The 19,402-nt window shown below is 44.5% G+C and carries 14 protein-coding genes; 4 read left to right on the top strand and 10 right to left on the bottom strand.

Features of this window, described 5'->3' with window-relative positions:
• Positions 1–4: 4 nt before the first annotated feature.
• Together F0220_RS13040 and F0220_RS13035 are read right to left on the bottom strand one after the other, a co-directional pair.
• Entirely contained in the window at positions 5–1,354 is a 1,350-nt protein-coding gene (locus F0220_RS13040) for an FtsW/RodA/SpoVE family cell cycle protein (RefSeq protein ID WP_105598406.1), read from the bottom strand.
• Positions 1,351–1,686, bottom strand: a complete 336-nt coding sequence (locus F0220_RS13035) for a PadR family transcriptional regulator (protein WP_181155366.1) — start codon at positions 1,684–1,686, stop codon at positions 1,351–1,353. The genes F0220_RS13040 and F0220_RS13035 overlap by 4 nt, the downstream gene beginning before the upstream one ends.
• A 271-nt stretch (positions 1,687–1,957) precedes the next feature.
• On the opposite strand from F0220_RS13035, the gene F0220_RS13030 reads away from it, so the two are divergent.
• The 4 genes from F0220_RS13030 to F0220_RS13015 all read left to right on the top strand — a co-directional run bounded on the left by F0220_RS13030 (position 1,958) and on the right by F0220_RS13015 (position 8,013).
• Positions 1,958–2,542: a P-loop nucleotide/nucleoside kinase family protein gene (locus F0220_RS13030; protein ID WP_105598405.1), complete on the top strand. Its 585-nt coding sequence runs from the start codon at positions 1,958–1,960 to the stop codon at positions 2,540–2,542.
• Between the two features lie 333 nt (positions 2,543–2,875).
• A complete protein-coding gene (locus F0220_RS13025) occupies positions 2,876–4,912 on the top strand; it encodes a serine hydrolase domain-containing protein (protein ID WP_181155364.1) in 2,037 nt (678 codons plus the stop codon).
• Between the two features lie 387 nt (positions 4,913–5,299).
• Positions 5,300–7,381 carry a sensor histidine kinase gene (locus F0220_RS13020; RefSeq protein WP_181155362.1) on the top strand — a complete coding sequence of 694 codons (2,082 nt, stop codon included), beginning with the start codon at positions 5,300–5,302 and terminating at the stop codon, positions 7,379–7,381.
• Positions 7,378–8,013 carry a response regulator gene (locus F0220_RS13015; protein WP_105598402.1) on the top strand — a complete coding sequence of 212 codons (636 nt, stop codon included), beginning with the start codon at positions 7,378–7,380 and terminating at the stop codon, positions 8,011–8,013. Before F0220_RS13020 ends, F0220_RS13015 begins: the two co-directional genes overlap by 4 nt.
• 135 nt (positions 8,014–8,148) lie before the next feature.
• On the opposite strand, the gene F0220_RS13010 is transcribed toward F0220_RS13015, so the two are convergent.
• From F0220_RS13010 to F0220_RS12975, 8 genes are all read right to left on the bottom strand, one after another.
• A complete protein-coding gene (locus F0220_RS13010; protein WP_105598401.1) occupies positions 8,149–9,114 on the bottom strand; it encodes a sugar phosphate isomerase/epimerase family protein in 966 nt (321 codons plus the stop codon).
• Between the two features lie 300 nt (positions 9,115–9,414).
• Positions 9,415–11,121 (bottom strand): DUF8769 domain-containing protein, encoded by a 1,707-nt coding sequence (locus F0220_RS13005; RefSeq protein ID WP_105598400.1) that lies wholly within the window; start codon positions 11,119–11,121, stop codon positions 9,415–9,417.
• Between the two features lie 244 nt (positions 11,122–11,365).
• Entirely contained in the window at positions 11,366–12,238 is an 873-nt protein-coding gene (locus F0220_RS13000; protein ID WP_105598399.1) for a carbohydrate ABC transporter permease, read from the bottom strand.
• Between the two features lie 38 nt (positions 12,239–12,276).
• Complete coding sequence (locus tag F0220_RS12995; protein ID WP_017688833.1) at positions 12,277–13,179, bottom strand: ABC transporter permease; 903 nt, start codon at positions 13,177–13,179, stop codon at positions 12,277–12,279.
• 111 nt (positions 13,180–13,290) lie between these two features.
• The gene (locus F0220_RS12990) at positions 13,291–14,892 is read right to left on the bottom strand and encodes an extracellular solute-binding protein (RefSeq protein WP_105598398.1); all 1,602 of its coding nucleotides are present in this window, start codon (positions 14,890–14,892) and stop codon (positions 13,291–13,293) included.
• A gap of 395 nt (positions 14,893–15,287) precedes the next feature.
• Positions 15,288–15,662: a hypothetical protein gene (locus F0220_RS12985; RefSeq protein ID WP_146118049.1), complete on the bottom strand. Its 375-nt coding sequence runs from the start codon at positions 15,660–15,662 to the stop codon at positions 15,288–15,290.
• Positions 15,663–15,897: 235 nt separating this feature from the next.
• Positions 15,898–18,141 (bottom strand): helix-turn-helix domain-containing protein, encoded by a 2,244-nt coding sequence (locus tag F0220_RS12980; RefSeq protein WP_149846563.1) that lies wholly within the window; start codon positions 18,139–18,141, stop codon positions 15,898–15,900.
• 21 nt (positions 18,142–18,162) lie between these two features.
• The gene (locus F0220_RS12975; RefSeq protein ID WP_223199933.1) at positions 18,163–19,386 is read right to left on the bottom strand and encodes an MFS transporter; all 1,224 of its coding nucleotides are present in this window, start codon (positions 19,384–19,386) and stop codon (positions 18,163–18,165) included.
• Positions 19,387–19,402 lie beyond the last annotated feature (16 nt).

The raw sequence follows: 19,402 nt of genomic DNA, 5'->3' as shown, positions 1-19,402 counted from the left end.
ATGCCTATGAATTGGTCAGTAGGTCGGCATCCATCTTCTTCGGCATTTCGTCATTTTTCTTCGAAGTAGTATCCTTCCGGCGGTAAATGCCGAGCAGTAAACCGAGCATGGCGTAATCAAACATCAAGTGATTTCCGTATCCAATTAAAGGAAAAGTGATACTGATAATAGGTGCTTTTCCGGTAGTCATAGCCAGCGAATAGATGATTTGCATTGCAAACATAGCTGTGATACTGACAATAATCATACGGCCAAAATCATCCCATATGCGAGGAAGCATTTTCACCATATTGGCAACAAACCAGATGATCGCCACCAATAGCAGTATCCCGGCAGACCAGCCAAACACATCAATGAGCAGCACACCTGGGTAATTGAAATAACTCGTTTTAAACCTGTCAAACGTTGTATCAATCCCGTTACCCCACCAACCTGATGATCTAATAATTTCGATAATGGAATAGTTACTATAGGCACTGCCATAAAGGTCATCCTGAAGATTTAAAACGACAGTGAGCCTCTCCAGTCGTCCGTATTGATCTGCAAAGAACAATAACAATACAAAAATAATTCCTGTTATAACAGCACCTATGACTGTATAAAGCCACTTTCGCGTGAGCCAGCCAAATAAAATAATGGACATTATGCCAAACAGAAACAAGCGAACCCAGTCCAACGTTTGAAACAATAGTACTGCGGGAATCGTTACCATCGCAATGTAGGCTAATATGGATTGCATATTACAATTGGAACGAAGCTTGTCCAGCATAATGGCACCTATAGCAAGTGGCAAAATCCACACTGAAGCTGTGGTAAGGTCTAGTGTTAAGCCAAATAAGCTCCAATATCTGCTATTACCATAAATATCTGTAGTTATCATTGGACTGATCCACAACATGACATTCAGTAGAATATAGATCCACCAAGCAGCTTTTTTCAACTTACGATAATCAAAGTAAATAAAGAACAACATCAACATTACACCTATAACGGTGTACACGACATGATTGCGATATAAGAACTGATACTTTTCATCTGCTACATTAATCGTAAAAACCCACATTAAGAACAGACTTATTATAGACAAAGCAATTAATCCAACTAACAGCCCCCAATGCATTCGGTGACGATGTAACCGGTGCATACTCTTGCCTACAACAGCTGGATCGCCCATCTGTTCAATGGCGTATGCAATTGCTTCTTCTTCTGAATAACCTTCTTGTTCTTTGTCCAAAATCATCTCTTCCATGTGGTTTCCCAACTCATCACGCAAGTCGTTATGTACTTCGCGAGCTTTAACCTGAACACATATGTGATCAAGATAATGTTCAATTCGTTCATGTCGATTCGTCATGTCAGGCCACCTTCCCCGAGCACCCGATCCACAGCTCTGCGGAACAAATTCCACTCCGCTTTTTTACTTTTTAAGGCCTCCATGCCCTTGTCTCGGATCGAATAATATTTACGTTTACGGCCTTCAACCTCCATCCAGTACGACTCTACCCATCCTTCAATCTCCATGGCATGCAAAATAGGATATAACGTGCCTTCTTTTAGATTAAACACACCCTCGGATTGACGATGTAATTCCTTAATTAATTCATAACCATACAACGGTCGTTCCTGAAGCAAGGTCAGAATTAATGTTTCGGTACTACCTTTAATCATTTGTTTGTTAACCTGCAACGCGCCCACTCCTTCCTTATCAATTCATTTTGGATTTCGAAAAAATTCACTTTTAAATCTCTTCTGATCATATACATCGGAAATCTATGCATAGAACAATTAGGTATGATATTACCTTATCCTTCCTTTTCTGTCTAGCTATCAACCTTCTTTATTTATGTTAAAATAAACAAGTCCTTTCATTCACGAACTCTAATGATGAATCTATCTATTCGTATAATCCAATTACATAACCTATTTTTTTCAATAGAATTAAGGAGGCATTACATTCATGAGCAAACTAATCTTCTTTCTCGGCGGGGCCGGAAGTGGCAAGACTACACTAGCCAAAGCTCTTTCCCGTAAACATAAAGCGGCTTTCTTCGATATGGATATCCTGCTTCGTCCCGCGGCTGAGGCAATTATGACCCTTCAGGGACTCGATCCATCCGACCGAGATTCGCCTGAATACAAGAGGTTGTGCCGTGATCTTGGATATCGTATTACGATGGACGCAGCTCTGGATAACGTTCAGTTGGGTATCGACACGATCGTTGTCGGGCCATTTACCAAAGAAATCGGAACCCCGGATTGGATTGCTCAGGAACTTGCAAGAATTGGACGTTCTCTGGAAGACACGGATGTGCGTGTCGCCTATATCTATCTTGAGAATGAAGCGTTGTATCACGAGCGGATCACAGCGAGACAATCCCCATTGGATGAATGGAAACTTGAAAACTGGGATGCCTTCACAGCTTCTCTCGTCCGTAAAGAAGTAGCCTGGCCGCTCCCTGCTTCATCCGTCGCTTATATTGACAATTCCAATGATGATCCTGCGATTGCCTATGCCGAACTTGAACGACGGATGTACGAGTAGTTTTATAAAAGCTACTTCCCAATTTCTTTGCACTATGTCGCTTCACATGGAAAATAAAAAGACGAAACAAAAAGAGGTATTTGTCGAGACTCCCGTTGGGTCCATCATGACAAATACCTCTTTTTCATATATTCAAATTCATCTTTTCATATGTTCAAGATCATTCGCAACTCACTATTCACCTTCTGCGATTGCGGGATCACGCAAAAAGGTTTGCGGAAGTCCTGCCATAATAAGTGCGTACTACGGAATCGCCATTACATTCGAACTGCTAGATTATAGATGTACTTAAATGTAAGAGAGCCAACATCTCTCAACTCAAAGGAGAATTTCATGAAATCTTACGTAGCAACATGTCCAATTCAACAACAACAGAACTACAAATCGAATCCTAAATGGAAACGTGTCGTAGCCAACATCCTTCTGGTTGCATCTCTGAGTTTCACCACAATAACCAGTGTATCGGCAGAGAATAGTCTCCCCCTTCAACAGGTAACCCCTCAGGAAACGGAATCGTTCATCAATCAATTCTTCGCCCAGCCTGAAGTGAAGTCTGCTCTGAAAGGGGCTGTCGTCACCGTTGTTCACGATCAACAGATTGTGTTGAATAAAGGATATGGTTATGCCAATGCGGAAAAACAAATCCCCGTCGATGCCGACTCCACCCTGTTCCGTGTAGCCTCCATCTCCAAAACACTGACAGCAACCGCTATTATGCAATTGGCCGAGCAAGGTAACGTAAAGCTTGATCAGGATATCAGCGCATACACAGACGCTTTGCATCTGACCAACCATACCGGAACAACGTTAACATTGGAACATCTGATGACCCACACCAGCGGGTTTGATTTCACGGATGCAGTAGCTACAGACAGGGAGCTGGGAAGTTCTTATCCGCTTGAGCAATTCATCAAAGACCACCAACCGTCCGTTGTCCGCACGCCAGGAGAAGTTTTCCGTTACGACAACTACGGCTATGCACTCTTGGGCTACATTGTTCAGAAACAGTCCAAACTTCCGTTTGAGACTTATGTACAACAGCATATTTTCCAGCCACTCGGTATGTCGAATAGCCATTTTACACTAAGCAAAGACTCGCTCAGTAAACTCGCGACTCCTTATGGCGCTGAAGGGCAGGCATTACCGCAATATCCCAATGTACCGGATAGCTCACCTGAGGGTGGATTAATTACGACTGGACGGGATATGGCTCATTTTATGCTTGCGCAGCTCAATCAAGGTTCATACCAGGGTGCACGTATACTCGAACCGGCATCCGTCCAGGACATGCAAACGTTGGATGTCTCCATACACCCTGATATACCCGGCACAGGTTATGGATTCGAATCCACCTATTCGCAATATAATCATGGACGGAAAGTCGTGAGTAAAGCAGGCGATCTTGCAGGCTTCCACTCCAATCTATGGCTGTTGCCTAACGAGAAGACCGGACTATTTGTCGTCTCCAACAGTGATGGACCTGATCTGCGAGAAGCGCTTTTCCAAGCATTTATGGATCATTTTTATCCGAACAAAGAGACCCAAGATGTCAATTATATCGTACCCGATTTTTCACTCCGTACCTACGAGGGACTATATCGGGATATTCGCTTGCCCGCATGGTTGTATGATATTTCAGCAACAGAGAAAGGGCTTCAGGTTATAGACGCTTATGGCACTCACAACTTAACACCCGTTAAGGACATGTTGTTCATGGATGAGGACGGTAAACTCGCTGGTTTCAAAAAAAATCAGTTAGGTGAAATCACGTATTTCTATTACAACAAGTCAGATAGCTGGTCCGAGAAATTGCCAGAAGCCAAGCCTTATGAAGATGTGCCAGAAGACCACCCCTATGCTCCGTACATCTATCGCTTAACACAGATTGGCCTGTATCCACAGGATCAATCCCAATTTGAACCAGAGAAGCCTGTAAGTCGTGGAGAATTTGTAACACAGGTCGTGGGTATAAGCGGGATGTCAATTTCGACTCAATCACCAAAATTTAAAGACACCCAGTTAAGCCCCTATGCCGCCTTCATTCAAACCGCCCTGGAACTGGGAATTGTGCAAGGTAACACCCGTGGATTGTTCCATCCTGACCAAGCCATCACAAGGCAAGAGGCCGCAGTGATTATTTCCAGAACGGCTCAACAACTACTTGGTGCACCTGCCGTAACTGCCAATCTTGCCGGTTCACAGGATCGTTGGGCTGAAGAAGGGGTCCAGTTTGTGGTTGCTCTAGGTCTCTACGGTCCGGAAGTATCCATATCCAGCAGCGGTGCTGTGGATTATAGATCAAAGCAGCCTATGCTTAGGCAGGAATCATCAATTTTGATGTACAAAATGTTAGGCACTCTGCTACATTAACATAGAGTGATGCTCGGCAAGCCATGTCATTGCTACATGGCTTGTTTTTCCACTTCATTTTACCAATGATGCATTTTATAAGAACGGATGATTACTCGCATGGGATTAAGAAATTCATTACATAGTGTCACCACATATAAATTTAGTTCTGTTTGGTTTGTCACGATGTTGTGCTTTATACTGACAGCCACGTATATACATATCTCTTCATTTTTAAATCCTTATATCGGTCTTTCGTTAAAACCAAATGCCTCCAATTCTTGGGAAGTACATGATGTAGATCCTCAAGGTTTAGCATATACATCCGGGATTAGATCGGGTGACACCGTTATCTCGCTGGAACCCAAAAGAGAAGTCCGCTTACTCCATCAAAAAGGTGAATTCTTAGTGACTGAAGCCTATACCATTAGCGTTGAGAATTCTCGCGGTCAGGCATCCGAACATACCATGAAGCCTGGACCACGCGAATGGTTTAACATCGGATTCTCATCCATTTTGGAATTATTGCTATTGGTGACAGGAAGCTACGCCCTGTTTAACCAACCCGGTTCACGAGTGATGCGTCTGTTCTACCTGCTTAACCTGTCCATGGCCATATGTATACTGACGATATACACATCCCAGTTGCCTTTATCCAATTATATTCTGGCCTTTTGTGCGGCATGGTTACCTTACTGTCTAGCCGCTTTTTATGTGTCTTTTGCATTCCGTACCCGTCTGCATCGTTTTCGGTGGTTACTATTCATCAGCAGAGGTATTGCAGTTGCTTATTCTGCAGGCCTAGTATATTTATACATCAAGCAGTGGATGATGACCGATGTTCAGATCAATCAAGGCATTACCACCGTCAGTACTCCTGTTGCGCCGTCTGGTCCAACCAATCTGCTTAACTTTATTCTTTGCGCAACCCTTCTGATCTTAATCTGGATGACATGGGTTAATCGTAAAAGCTACAATCGCAAGGAGCAGAACCAGCTATTGCTCATGTTAACAGGAATTATTTTTAGCCTAATTCCCTTCATCATCTGTTTTGCTATTCCAACCCTGCTTCAAGGTGAACCATTATTGCCTGTAGAGTACACATTAATTGGATTTCTTCCTTTATCATGGATGTTCACTTATGTACTTGTACAACGGAGCATGCTTGACTTCAAACTGGTTATGCCAAGATTGATGATTCATGGACTATATGCTTTGATCGTATTTTTACTGTTTCTGGCTGCTTCGCACCTGCATTCGTTAATTCATATCAGCTTACTGTTTGTCTCGTTTTTGCTGATCACTTGGGTGTATCAGTACATGCTCACCCGCTCACGCAAGAAAAACAAACTTAATAAAGACTGGTTGGAACACCAGCAACTGCGGTTGACTGTGCGAATGGCTGAGCAGCAAAACATGCGGGACATGATTCACGTGTTTGCCGAGATGTTCCACAAGATGCTGGATATTGAAGGCGTCATTGTCATATGGATTGATGATAAGCACAGATATTCTCAGGAAGGTACAGGCGTTTTTTCTTCCATTCAGAATATCGATAACGAGGTGTTGGATATTGAAGTTTTACGACAGAAATATGACTTGGCACAGGTTTGGGAGCTTTCAGGTGAACCAACGACGGAGATGATAGGATTTCTAGGCATTGGTCACAAAGAAAATCGCACCTTTTTTTCAGCAGAAGAGCAGGAGATCATTGATAAAGGCAGGCTGGAAGCGATTCGAATGCTCATCAATGGCAAACTCTTATCTGATCTGCAGAAGCGATATGAATACCGTGTAGACCAGACAGATCTTCATGAACACCAGATACGCCGCCATCGGCAGTTCAATGATATTATGATGGAAGCCCAACAGGCAGAGCGTATGAAAACCTCTTATTTCCTGCATGACCAACTGCTACAAAACCTGATTTTCCTGTCTCGTGATTTGGAGGAATTACACGATACCGGAGAGACGCATAAGGATCAAACGGCTGTTTGGCTGGAGTGCCTGTATGCTTCCCAGAGAGATATACGCCAATTGTGTGATGATCTCTACCCTCATATTATGGATCGAAGTGATCTGGAGGAAGCGTTGCAATGGCTCATCCGTACACTTCAAATACAAAGTGGTCTCAGAATGGAACTAAACTATAACGCCCTCTCTGAAGAGTTAAAGCACGATCCTCTGAAATCCACCGTCTTTCGGACGATCCGTGAACTCATTATGAATGTGATGAAGCACGCACAGGCGTCGTTTTGCTTCATACAGGTACATACAAGGGATAATGACTTGATTCTCCAAGTAGAGGATAACGGCTTGGGGTTTAATGTTCATACCACATTTGCTACTGCAACAGGGCACTTCGGTTTGATATCCATACAAAGCAGCATTCAGCATCTCGGTGGAGAATTCACCTTACATTCCAGCCTTGGCAAAGGAACCTCAATCAACATTCTTTTGCCTTTAACCAAAGGAGCAACTGAACAATGAGCGAACCCATTACAGTCGTACTGCTTGATGATCACCCCCTGGTCATGGAAGGTCTCAACAATCGCTTAAACCGCGAACCCGGCATACAGGTATTGAAGACTTTCAGCGATCCATTACTTTTTTTATCCGAAGTAGAGGCGTTGCGACCAGATGTTGTCGTCATGGATATTCGCATGCCCCAACTTGATGGTTTTGAGGTTGTGAGAAGATTGAAAGATCAATACGGGTTATCCGTCAAAATTATATTGTTATCCGGGTACAACTATCACGAATTCCAGTTGAAGGCTTATGATCTGGGCGTCCATGCCTACTTGTCGAAACAAGCAACGTATGGACAGATTATTAACGCCATCCACCAAAGTATGTTGGGTCATGTGCTTGTTCCAGAGACCATGTTATCCTCTAATCTGGAGGAATCACTCACTGCAACAGAACGCGAAGTGCTTAACCGTATTGCACTGGAGATGACCAATAAGGAAATTGCACAGGATCTGGCGATCAGTCAACGTACAGTGGAGTATCATATCACCTCTATTACACAGAAATTTGGTGTGAAGTCCAGAATTGGTGCTGTAGTCAAAGGATATCAGGCAGGGATCCTCGGTGATGTAACACTCCCTGAGAAACGGTAAAAACATGTACCAGTTTAAAAGTACAACATAAGAGCGGCAGAACACCCTGTAATGCAACCTGAGGTTTGTTCTGAACCGCTCTATCTGTTGGTTTACTTTCCTATAAGGTGCATTCATGTTTGAAGCATGTGATCTTTATCCGCGCTGACGCGCCGCATGACGTTCAGCAATACGAGCCGTGATTATTCCATGACTTTCATCAATTTCTTCCGGTGTACAAGCGGCTTTCAGCTCATATACTTTCACCGGCGAACGATCAATAATATCCAAAAATGAATCAAAAAAGGTCATGTCTTTACTATGAATATATGGACACCAATGATCTGCCAACCCTACGGTTTCATGAATATGCACGCCAACCACGTGATCAATCAACGCGTTAGCTTCACGTACATTATCGTACAGTCCCATTCGATCCATCATCATGCCGTGACCAATATCGTACCAGAGACCAAGCGGCGCGCCCTTCATGCGTCCAATAATCGTTCCCGCTTCGTGCAAAGTCGGCATCTGATAACAGCGCGAACGGGTCTCAATACCGAAATTCACCCCGTATCCTCGCTGCTCAGACAAGTCACATACCTCTTCCAGACTCTCCTGAATCCGACTCAGGTAATGTGCGCTGCCATCTTCCCGTTTCTCCAACATCTCTTGCCATAAAGATTGATACGCCGGGGAGTCCGGCCCCTGATCGTGGTATATCTTTTTCAATGCTTCATCTATATTGTATTCAAACGGAACCTCACCCGGATGTACAACAACAGCCTTGGCGCCATAACGATGTGCGTACTCGGCTGAGCGAAGTAACAGTTCAATCGCTCGTTTACGGCGCGGCTCATCATCGAATCCGAGCAGGACGGAATCCGTCCCATAATCCGGATCAGGCACATGCGGGAATGTATTATGCACACTGGATACACCGATCTCGCCCCGTTCAATCATCGGTTCTATCGTCTGCAGCATCTCTTCCGTAACGTTATAATTCAATTCCACCTGTCTGAATCCAAGAGATTTGATCTCTTCAATCATGCCTTGTCCGGTCGTATGACGCTTGATGTTCCAACATGTTGAAAACGAGTATTCCTGCTTGTCCGTGTACATGATTGGTCCTCCTGTCTCTCATTTCATCCCTATTCATATTCCATTTATCTCTATCTATATAAGTTGAACCAATAAACTTTACACTAGATCACTCCAATTGCAGTGCCATCTTCCGATCGCTGTTATCCCCAGATTTTTTTGATCCCCTTCTCCAAAGGGAAAAATCCGGAGATAGCTTATGCTTCCGATGCAGCTTTCTTGCAGAAAGCTTTCAGGCGAACGCTCCGCTTCTTCAGATCGGTTCTGCACTCTTCGTTCTCGTGTAAATGTTCAGTCCATCTTATATACCTATTCATTCCTCTATCCGTTATCTTCATGTATGGTCAATTCAAATCTCATCTTGTTCGCAGTCTTTCCAGGTACATAACGATAGATGATCTCCGCATGATTCACATACATTAATACGGATGGTTCAGGCGCTTCAGCCTTCACGGTACACGTAAGTCCAGGGAACTGCCATAAGGCTGGCGTAATATCCTGCTGACGAAGGGAAGGCCCTCTGATTTCAAAATAAACTTCGATTTCTTCCTCTGTATCCAATGCGACATCAATGGTTAACGAATCTGGCGTGAGATCCGCATCAAACGTCAATCCCCGCAGATGACTATTCCACCCCTCGCCTACCTCACGGCGGATCAAGCGAAGATAATAACGCTCCCCCGTCTCTATCTGCCAGTGGATCGTAGCTGGATGCATCTGTCCATTCGTATTCACACTTCCCGACATGGCCCCAATCATCCGATCCTCACCGATCCAAGCTTTGGCTGTACACAAATTCCGATTGGACGTTGGATCATTGCGCTCACACAGTTCCATGAACTGTTTCTGCACAAGCCGATCCGCTTGATGAGTCCTGAAATACGGCACGGCTTCTGCGGGCACATCGACCCCAAGGAGCGCAATCAGTGGATCATGACCTGACTCACAGTTGATTCCTGCCAGATATTCATACCCTTCACCAAGCAAAAGATAGATAAATACACCGATCGAACTATGCTCTCGCATCTCCATGTCGTACGCCCGAGAGAATGGGCCGGAGAGATTCTCCAGGTTGGCATTGTAATATAGCGCAATGTTATTCCACAGCCCGTGTTCGATCCGGTGTCCAATTTCAACTAAACGTTGGGTGAGTCCATACTTTCGATACATGCCAAGCACGGACAGATCCACCCCGAAATACGTTGTCGTATTGAATTCCGCGAATGTACCGTTGTATTGTTCAAACTCCATCATCAATCCCTCTGCCTGTTCATCCGAATGCTGAATCCATTCTGTTCGGTTCAAGCGATGGCCATAATAGTGGGTGATGAAAATATGCATCAACTCAATATTCGTGTTCATTGGAATTACGTCGGATAACCTCCGTTCTATTGACCCTTGAACAGCCAGTTCCATCGCATGGTCCATCCGTTTCATGAGTGTCTCCGGCATAAGTTCGGCGAATTCGGCAGTTACGACCACACAGACACAAGCGATAAACTCGCGCCAGTTGGGATCATAACTGATCCAGACCGGTGGCAGGACCTGATTCACTGCCGAATGAAACAGGCGTTTCAGTTGTTTGGAATCTGCCGTCTCTGTAAGCAGAGATCCATCTTCCTGTAATTTATGGATAAACTGCGCAGACACCTTCTCAAAGGTGCGTTCCAGGAAATAGGCCGTGCCTGGCGCAAAAGATTTCCAAGCATAGTGACCCGCTGGTGGATGCACATCATTTGGCCGGGTCGCGAAGGTTCCGTGATAGATTTCATCCGGAGCGTCATATTGAACATCGAGCACCTTGTGGAACACCCGTATCGCGCGTTCCACATCACCAGGCTCATCTCGAATCAACAACCCTAGCGCATAATGTGCGCTGGCTCGTGTGCTGTGCTGCGATGAATCCTCCTCTTCAAAACTGCGAAGCAGATCCAATTCCTTGTCATAGAAGCTATCCATCATCAACATGGACTGATTTACAAGGTACTGCTGCTCTTTTGACATCTTCTCTACCATTCTTTGTGTCATGTCATACGCCCTCCCGAGACTATAGGTGCGTGTTCAAAAAGATCAGTTTTCAGTACCAAGAAGATGGAATTAAGCTAGAAATGGAGTAGCGGAGCGTAGGACAACTACGTGAGCAACTACAATGTTTCTAAAGGAAACATACTTCGTAAGCCTCCCGCTTATTTCGGCTGAATTTCATATTCGATGCTGATGATGCCACTAGGCATCATTCGTAATCAAAAGTGAACTTTTTGAACAACCTCTATTAACCTTTTACAGCACCTACCATTACGCCACTTATAAAGTACCGCTGCAACCATGGATACACCAGAAGGATCGGTAACGTGGAGAATATAACGCTGGCTGCTTTCAGACTCTCAGGCAAGACTTGAACAGCACCAATACCTTCGTTCTGCATCAGTTCTGTAATCTGGTTTTGCTGAATCATCTGATACAATTTCAATTGCAAAGGGTATAGTTCAGGCTTCGTAATATACATGAGTGCATCCTGGAAACCATTCCAGCGTCCTACAGCGTAGAATAGGCTCAGTGTTGCCATAACCGGAAGAGAGAGTGGCAAAATAATGCGCATAAGTGTTCCGAAGTGACTGCTTCCATCAATGCCCGCTGCTTCTTCCAGACTTTCTGGAATACCTCGGAAGAAGGTAATGAGAATGATCATATAAAACGGACTAATCAATCCCGGCAGAATGAGTCCCCATGAGCTGTCGAGTAGATGCAGATTTTTGATCAGAATGTACTCGGGAATAATACCTCCACTGAAGAACATCGTCACCACAATAACAAGCATGAACCACTTGCGCCCCTTCAGGTTACTCTTCGCCAGTGGATATGCCGCTGCAATGGTCATCGCCATGCTTAGCACTGTACTCAGGACGGTCAGCCAAACGGTATAGATGAGAGAGCGAATCATCGATCCATCTGCAAATACTTTGGTATATGCCTCAAAGGATAACTCTTTGGGGAAAAAGGAAACTTCTCCTGAACCGATCGCCCGGTTCGAGCTGAGCGAGATCGCAATAATATGAATGAATGGTGCAAGACACAGCACCATCGTAATGATAATAAGAATGACGTTTACCGTGTTGAATATTCGATTCGCCGTGTTTTCAGACATCCCACTCACTCCTTACAGATCATATGTGATTCAATCCACTACATAATGCTCTCATCGGTTAATTTCTTGGACGTATAGTTTGCTCCGAGTATGAAGACAAGTCCAACTAAAGCCTGGAACAAACCTACAGCTGTTGCGAGCGTAACCTGACCAGATTGTAAACCGACACGATAGACAAACGTGCTGAGCACATCCGAGTATTCACGTACAGCCACGTTACCGATAATAAACGGTCGGTCAAAGCCGATAGAGATCATGTTGCCGACATTGATGATCAATAAGGTAACAATCGTTGTTTTGATGCCTGGCAAGGAGATGTGCCAGATTCTGCGTAACCGACTTGCTCCATCCACTTCTGCGGCTTCGTAGAGTTCCCGGTTAATGCCCGTGAGGGATGCCAGATACAGAATCGTACCCCAGCCTGCACTCTGCCACACGCCTACCGCAAGATACGTAAAGAGCCAATAGTTTTTGTCTGAAAGGAATGGCAATGGATCAAATCCCATGCTCATCAAGATATTGTTGATGAAACCGGACTGCGTACCGAATACCTGAAGTACGATCCCTCCAATTATGACCCACGAAATAAAGTGAGGAATGTACAGTAAAGTCTGTGCCAACTTTTTGAACCAGGCCTTCTTCAGCTCAAACAATAAGATGGCTAATATAAGTGGTGCCGGGAAGGAGACCAGTAGATCCAGCATGTTAAGCACTAACGTGTTGCGTAATGCCGTGTAGAATCCCTGGTTTTGAAACACTTCTCTGAATGCATCCAAGCCAATCCACTCACTACCGGCGATCCCTTGAAAGAAGTTAAAGTCCTTGAACGCAATCTGCACGCCATACATTGGCCCATACTTAAAAATAATGAAGTAGATCATGGGCAGTAGGAGCAGCGCATATAGTTGCCAGTTTCTGCGGAAATAGATGCTTGTTTTCATAAACCTTCCCCCCATGTCATTCAGGATTCTTCATCAAGGCGATGTTGCCATCGCCCTAATGAAATCCCTGTTCTTTGTTGTCATACACATTGGATGTGATCTCTACTCTACTTATTTCATCGCTTTGTAAGCTTCTGTACGTTCATCGAGGATTGCTTGGCCACCGCTCGCCATGTAGTCCTTCATCATGCTGTCATACGTGGCTTCAAAATCAGCGGGTTTGGAAATGGTTGTTTTCACGAAAAATTCCATGAACTTGTCTTTCAGGCCGTTACCGTAACGCGCTTCTGCATCAATCGGTTTGGAGAAGCGTACCGGTTGAATGGTGTCCGTGTTGGAAATGGCTACCGACTTGCGCATATCATCCCGATACTTCGACTCTACCTGAACGACATAGGCCTCTTCATTTTTCTTGTCATCCCCAACGTATTTACCGTTCACGATAATGGCAATGTCACCAGAATTATAGATACGGCCTGCAATTTCAGGAGAAGCATCATCTTTGATCAGTGGTACCCCATCCACAAGTTCGTAGTTCTCGTTTTCAACACCGAATTGCAGGTCGAACAGGTTGTTGCCTGAAGCCATCCAATCCAGATACTTCATCGCTGCTTCCGCATTTTTGCTCGATTTCGGAATCATGACATACATCGCATTGGGTGCATATGCCGGTTTGGCAAATTTGCCTTCGGAGTTTTTGAATGCATCAATTGGTGTGATCACTGCACCAGGTTGATTGGTTTGCAGGTTTTTGTACGTACCGGAGATATAAATCTCCCCGGCATCCTCGGTGTAGAATCCAACTTTGCCGTTAGATACATCTTCCCACAGCTTTTTCTTGTCTTTGTCGAGTCCAAAGTCCTTGCTCATTAATCCTTCATTATACAGTGTGTTCATATATTTCAGGGCTTCCTTGAAACCAGGCAACAACGTTGGATAGTCATTGGAACCCAGTTGTTGCGTTAATGTATATTTCTGTTCTTCCGTCAGCGGTTCAATGAATGACCAGATCAGTGGTTCATATTGAGCCGAGGCAATGGACATCCCCATCGGGATAAGTCCTGTGCCAACCTTACCCGGATCTTTTTCCTTAAAGGCCTTCAGTGTGGTATGCAGCTCCTCAGCTGTCTCAGGTGAAGGCAATCCGAGTGCGTCCAGCCAATCCTGACGAACATAAGATGCGTACTTGCCAAGTACAAGACGTTTACCTGGAACCGCAAACTGTTGACCATCGTATTGACCGTAGGCCAACGTTTCATCTCCGAGGAACTTCTTCAGGTTAGGACCACTTTGATTGATCAGATCCGTAAGTTCGGTCAGACCTCCTTGCTCTGCATACCGGTTGAATGTTCCCGAATCGTAGGTGAAGACAATATCAGGAACTTCAGAGCCACTCGCCATCAGAACGTTAAGTTTCTGTACTTCCTCCGAGCGTGGTACGGGAACAAACTGAACATCGATGTTGTTTGGATCACCAAACTTCTCTTGAATGAAGCGAGTCAGATAACTGTCCGAAATGGTGTAGCCCGCCGGAGTGTTTCCCCGATCGAAGATTTCCACTTTCAAAGTCGTTTTTTCCCCCGAACCCGACTCTCCTGATGAAGATGTTGATTCGCTTCCTGATGAACATGCAGATAATAATAGAGTGAATGCTGTTACCACTGCGAGGATTGAACTTGCCTTGCTTGCCTTACGTCTTTGAAATAATCTCATTTGACCTTTCCCCTTTCGCACACTCTCTGAATGGATTCACATGATTGCCACTCCACTTTGTTCATCCCATTTTGTTGCACCTGTGAATGTCACTAATCATTACATAAGATCTGATATTTAGACAATAAACTATTTTCAAAATGTGAAATTCACGTTTTTTAAGTTAAATACCGCGAAATATAAACATATTTCCTGACAATATACAATTTTCACACCTTATATGTTAACTATGATAACATATTGTGTTGTATTCATTTTGGTTTCTCATAGACAATCTGGAATCACCCAGCTTGCAATAATCTTTTTTCCATTAAATCTCTCTTCAAAAAATGAAAAAGAGACCACATCTTATGTGATCTCCTTGTTTAGCAACACGTGTAGAACGATTCGACGCACTAATTCCTTGGCGGAAGATTAAACTTCATTTGACCAAACAACGTATCGATGGCATTTCCCGCAAATTGATCCATCACATGTTCGTTGCTTGTGTCCGTATGTTCCAAAATCAATACATTATACTTCTCATCATAATGCATTCCGCCCAAAATAAATCGTACAGGAATGCTCTGAGCCGCCCCTGCCTTCGAAATGACCTGAATAAGTTCGGATTCATGCCTTTGTTGACTTGTCGTATAGGTACCAACAGGTATAGTTATCGTATATGACGAGTCATCTACATGAAATGTAAATGTGTTGTTGTTTGCTGTAATGGTAACCCTTTTACTGATATCTACTGATCCCCATACTTGCTGTCCGTATTTGTACATCATCTTCACTCCTGCCCTATTAATCTATGGATTGTCATAATGCTAGTATAGGACATTCGTAAAATTCCTTAACAACATACCAGTTACACTGGCCTAAGATTGTGGTTGAACATCAAAAAAATCTCCTGCAAAGGACGATAAGGTACGAACCTTATTCCCTCATACAGGAGATTTCATAGATATCTCTAAGATGATTGGATTTCACCCGCTAACGGGTGTTCTAACACGACCAATATCATTATTGATCCCCTTGTTTTCCACTCTGCTTGCGGTAGTCCCCTGGTGTCACGCCCATAATCCGTTTAAATACTCTGCCGAAGGAGATGGCATTGGCATAACCCACTTGCAGAGCAATATCCTGAACAGCCATATCGGATGCAGACAACAGACGACAGGCCTTTTCGACCCTCAGTTTCACCAGAAAATCAACAAACTTCATCTCAAACTCTTCCTTAAACAGATAACTCGCATATTTGCCCGAGATCTGGAACCGATCACTCAGATGTTTCAGCGAAAGATCCGGATCATCAAAATGCTCTTCAATATAAATCCGCAGCTCGTTGATCATCGCGCGATGACTTTTCGTTTCATTTACAGATACATAATTGCGATAAACCTCTTTAAGCCACTCCTGCAAAATTTCTTGAATCCCCTCCAGTGTCTCCACCTGCTGGATATCACTACGAAGACGAGTCAGAATTCCCTCGGCAAATTGGCTTTGCAACCGCTCAGACAGCTCCCCGAATTCACGGGACAACATCTGGATTAACGCCTGCAGCAACATGCGAATATCGTTATCTGTAATCTGATCTTCGCTGAACGCAACAAACATCTGATCCAGTTGAATCCGCCAACCATCACCGGTTAGTCTGAATTCACGGACAAAGTCTGCGAGCATTTGTAAATACTTGTACGATTTCAGCTCAATACGATCCGGTAGTTGCTCACTGAGAACGATGGCATCTTTACCAAGAGTAAGTCTATGCTGCAAACCCGCATCTGCACTCGCATAGGATCGAGTGATCTCCTCCCAGCCCGATACGGTTCGTCCAATGCCAAAGGTAAACCGGAGTCGGAAGTGTTCCGCAATCCACATATGCATCTGCTTAGCCAGATCCATAAGCAATTCACGGTCCAGTCCTTCCTGCTCATCCGATGCAATCACCACAATAAGCCTGCGGTTCCCAAACCATTCAGCCCAACCGCCGAACTGGGTCTCATTCTGCACAAGTTCTTCCACTACGTTCATGAGCGCAATCTTCAGAATATTCTGATTGGTCGAGAGATCGTCACCATTCATCTCCGCAATGAGGACAGCAACACTCTTCGGTTCCATGAATCGTTCCTCTAGCGGTTGCAGATGGCGAAGTCGGTGACGGAATGAATCCATTCGCTCTCCTTCCATCAGATCAACAAGCAACTGTCTGCGATGAATCAGTAAGTTTTCATGATGTTGTTTCTCATAGTCAACCGTTTGAGCAATCAAATGTTCCAGCGCACGATCGATGAGTGCCAGTTCATCTTTGACGGATGGAGCTGCTTCATCCTCCTCGGCACGTGGCTGTAACGCCTGAATTCGATTCATGATCAGCTGAATGGGGCGTGTATTTCTGCGAGTAATGTAGATTAGTCCAGCCACCGCACCAACAATTGTTAATAAACCAATACCGATCCACACATAAGAGACAAGGGATACCCATGAATACAGTTGTCCGGATTGAATACCGCTCTCAAAGACCAGACCAAGTTTGTCCGCAGTCACACGATTAAGGATTTCGCCTGCTGAAGGGTCCATTTGATGCGCGGTATAGATCAGATTGTCGCTCTTATCCCGAACCTGAAGAACAGATAACTTTTCATTCGTCATGTTATCAATCTGCCGTTCTACTGCATACATGCGGATGGTAATGACGAGCAGACCTTCCCCGCCCCACGGTAACGGAAGCCACTTATTCATACTAATCACCTGTGAAGGTACGTCGAAGGAACGTTCCTTATAATCACGTGGCAGATTCCAACCGAGGTTCTCCCGATCTTTCAAGGCTTGCTCAATATAGGCACGATCTTCAAAATCTTCCAAACGCATCATGCCTCTCGGCGTAAGAATCTGGGAATCGGACATACGATAGAGATAAATGGATTGAATCATATCCTGCTGATCCAGCATACGTCCGAACCCACTTGCCGCATCATAGATGAACTGACTCGATAATTGTCCCCGTCCAGCTTCCAGAAAGCGACTATATGTTTTGTTTGCACCAATGTCTTCAAGTAACCGAAGTTCAATGTCGCTTAGCGAGCGCTCCAGTGTATCCACGATATAGCGGGTGGAGATCATGTCGGCTTTTTGTGTTTCGTTACGTGAGAGTTCGTTGACAATCAGGAAGGAGAGAAAGATTAGAATGGAAATCGTAAGCAGAAAAATAGGAAAATACGAATACATCAACTTGGTGTGCCAATTCCGCTTCAGATTTACTTTCATAGGCTCCAACTCCTTCCATCTCTATTCTAATGAGTATGCTCTTCTCTGTTCTTTGGCCTGCCTGCTGACGATATACAGAATCACTGATCCTAGTGCCGCACTGATCGTGCAAGCCAGATACATCAGTGATGGACCGCCGGAATCGAGTAAATATCCATTAAGCATATTACCTACAATTCCGCCCAGGCCAGCAAACACCATGTTAAATAAACTTTGTCCCGTGGCCTGCATTTCCCGCCCCGTAACCGAAGCCACATATTCGACTGCTGCGATATAGAAGAATCCGAAGGACAACCCATGCAGCACCTGAACGCCAATCATGACCTCAGGTGTCGGCCATAGCCATTGTATTCCCCAACGTAACATATACGCCCCAGCTGCAAGCAGCATCGTCCGTTCATGTCCCCATTTTCGGAGTATGAATGCCGCTGCCAACATGGATGGAACATTAGTAATTGACGCCAGCAACAGTGCTGTACCCGTCATGGTCACCGAACCACCAGCCATTTGAAATGAAATAACAAAAAAGGAGTTAAACGCAGTGAGCGTTTGGTTAACCAGGAAACAACCTGTTAGAAATAGAAGGAATGTCCGGTTTCGGAGCAATCTTGCCAAACCTACGGAGAAGGTTACCGAGGACGAGGATATGCTCGTCTGCCGGGGGAGTGTACTTGCCAGTATAGCGCTCAGAATGTTAAACAGGAGAAATGGCAGCCATAACATGTGAATGGAAAACTGGGAGAGATACATCCCTGCGGCAAATCCACCAACTCCCGTTCCTATGCTGCCGAAGAGTCGGATCATGCCATATGAGGTGTTCGCGGCTCTCGCGGCTGTAACCGCATAGGAGTCAGCCACGGGTATTTGAGTCACTTGGAATATAGTGCATAAAGTATAAATCAATATTAATATAAAGTACACTTGAATATTGTAGAAATACGCTAACGATGCAGGAACAAGCAGGCTTATCACCAGTACGAACCGTGTCTTTTTAAACTTATCTACCAGAATTCCCCATATAGGTTGAAGAATAATGGATACAAGTGTGCCAAACGCCATAATAAATCCGGTTTCTTTACTGGAAAACCCTTGTGTTACCAATATGGGATTAATGTACGGGTTAAACATCCCCCCGGCAAGCCCCATAAACAGATATAGGCCCTGCAATTGGAGTAAAACACGTTTTGCATCATTGGAATCGGCTTTTGTTTTCTCTGTGTAAGCCTTCATATGTCTACTTCTCATCCGGATCTCCATCCTT

The organism is Paenibacillus sp. 37 (genome assembly GCF_008386395.1).
GTDB lineage: Bacteria > Bacillota > Bacilli > Paenibacillales > Paenibacillaceae > Paenibacillus > Paenibacillus amylolyticus_B.
Note: the sequence above shows the minus strand (reverse complement) of the source record. Positions and strands in the feature narration are given on the sequence as shown.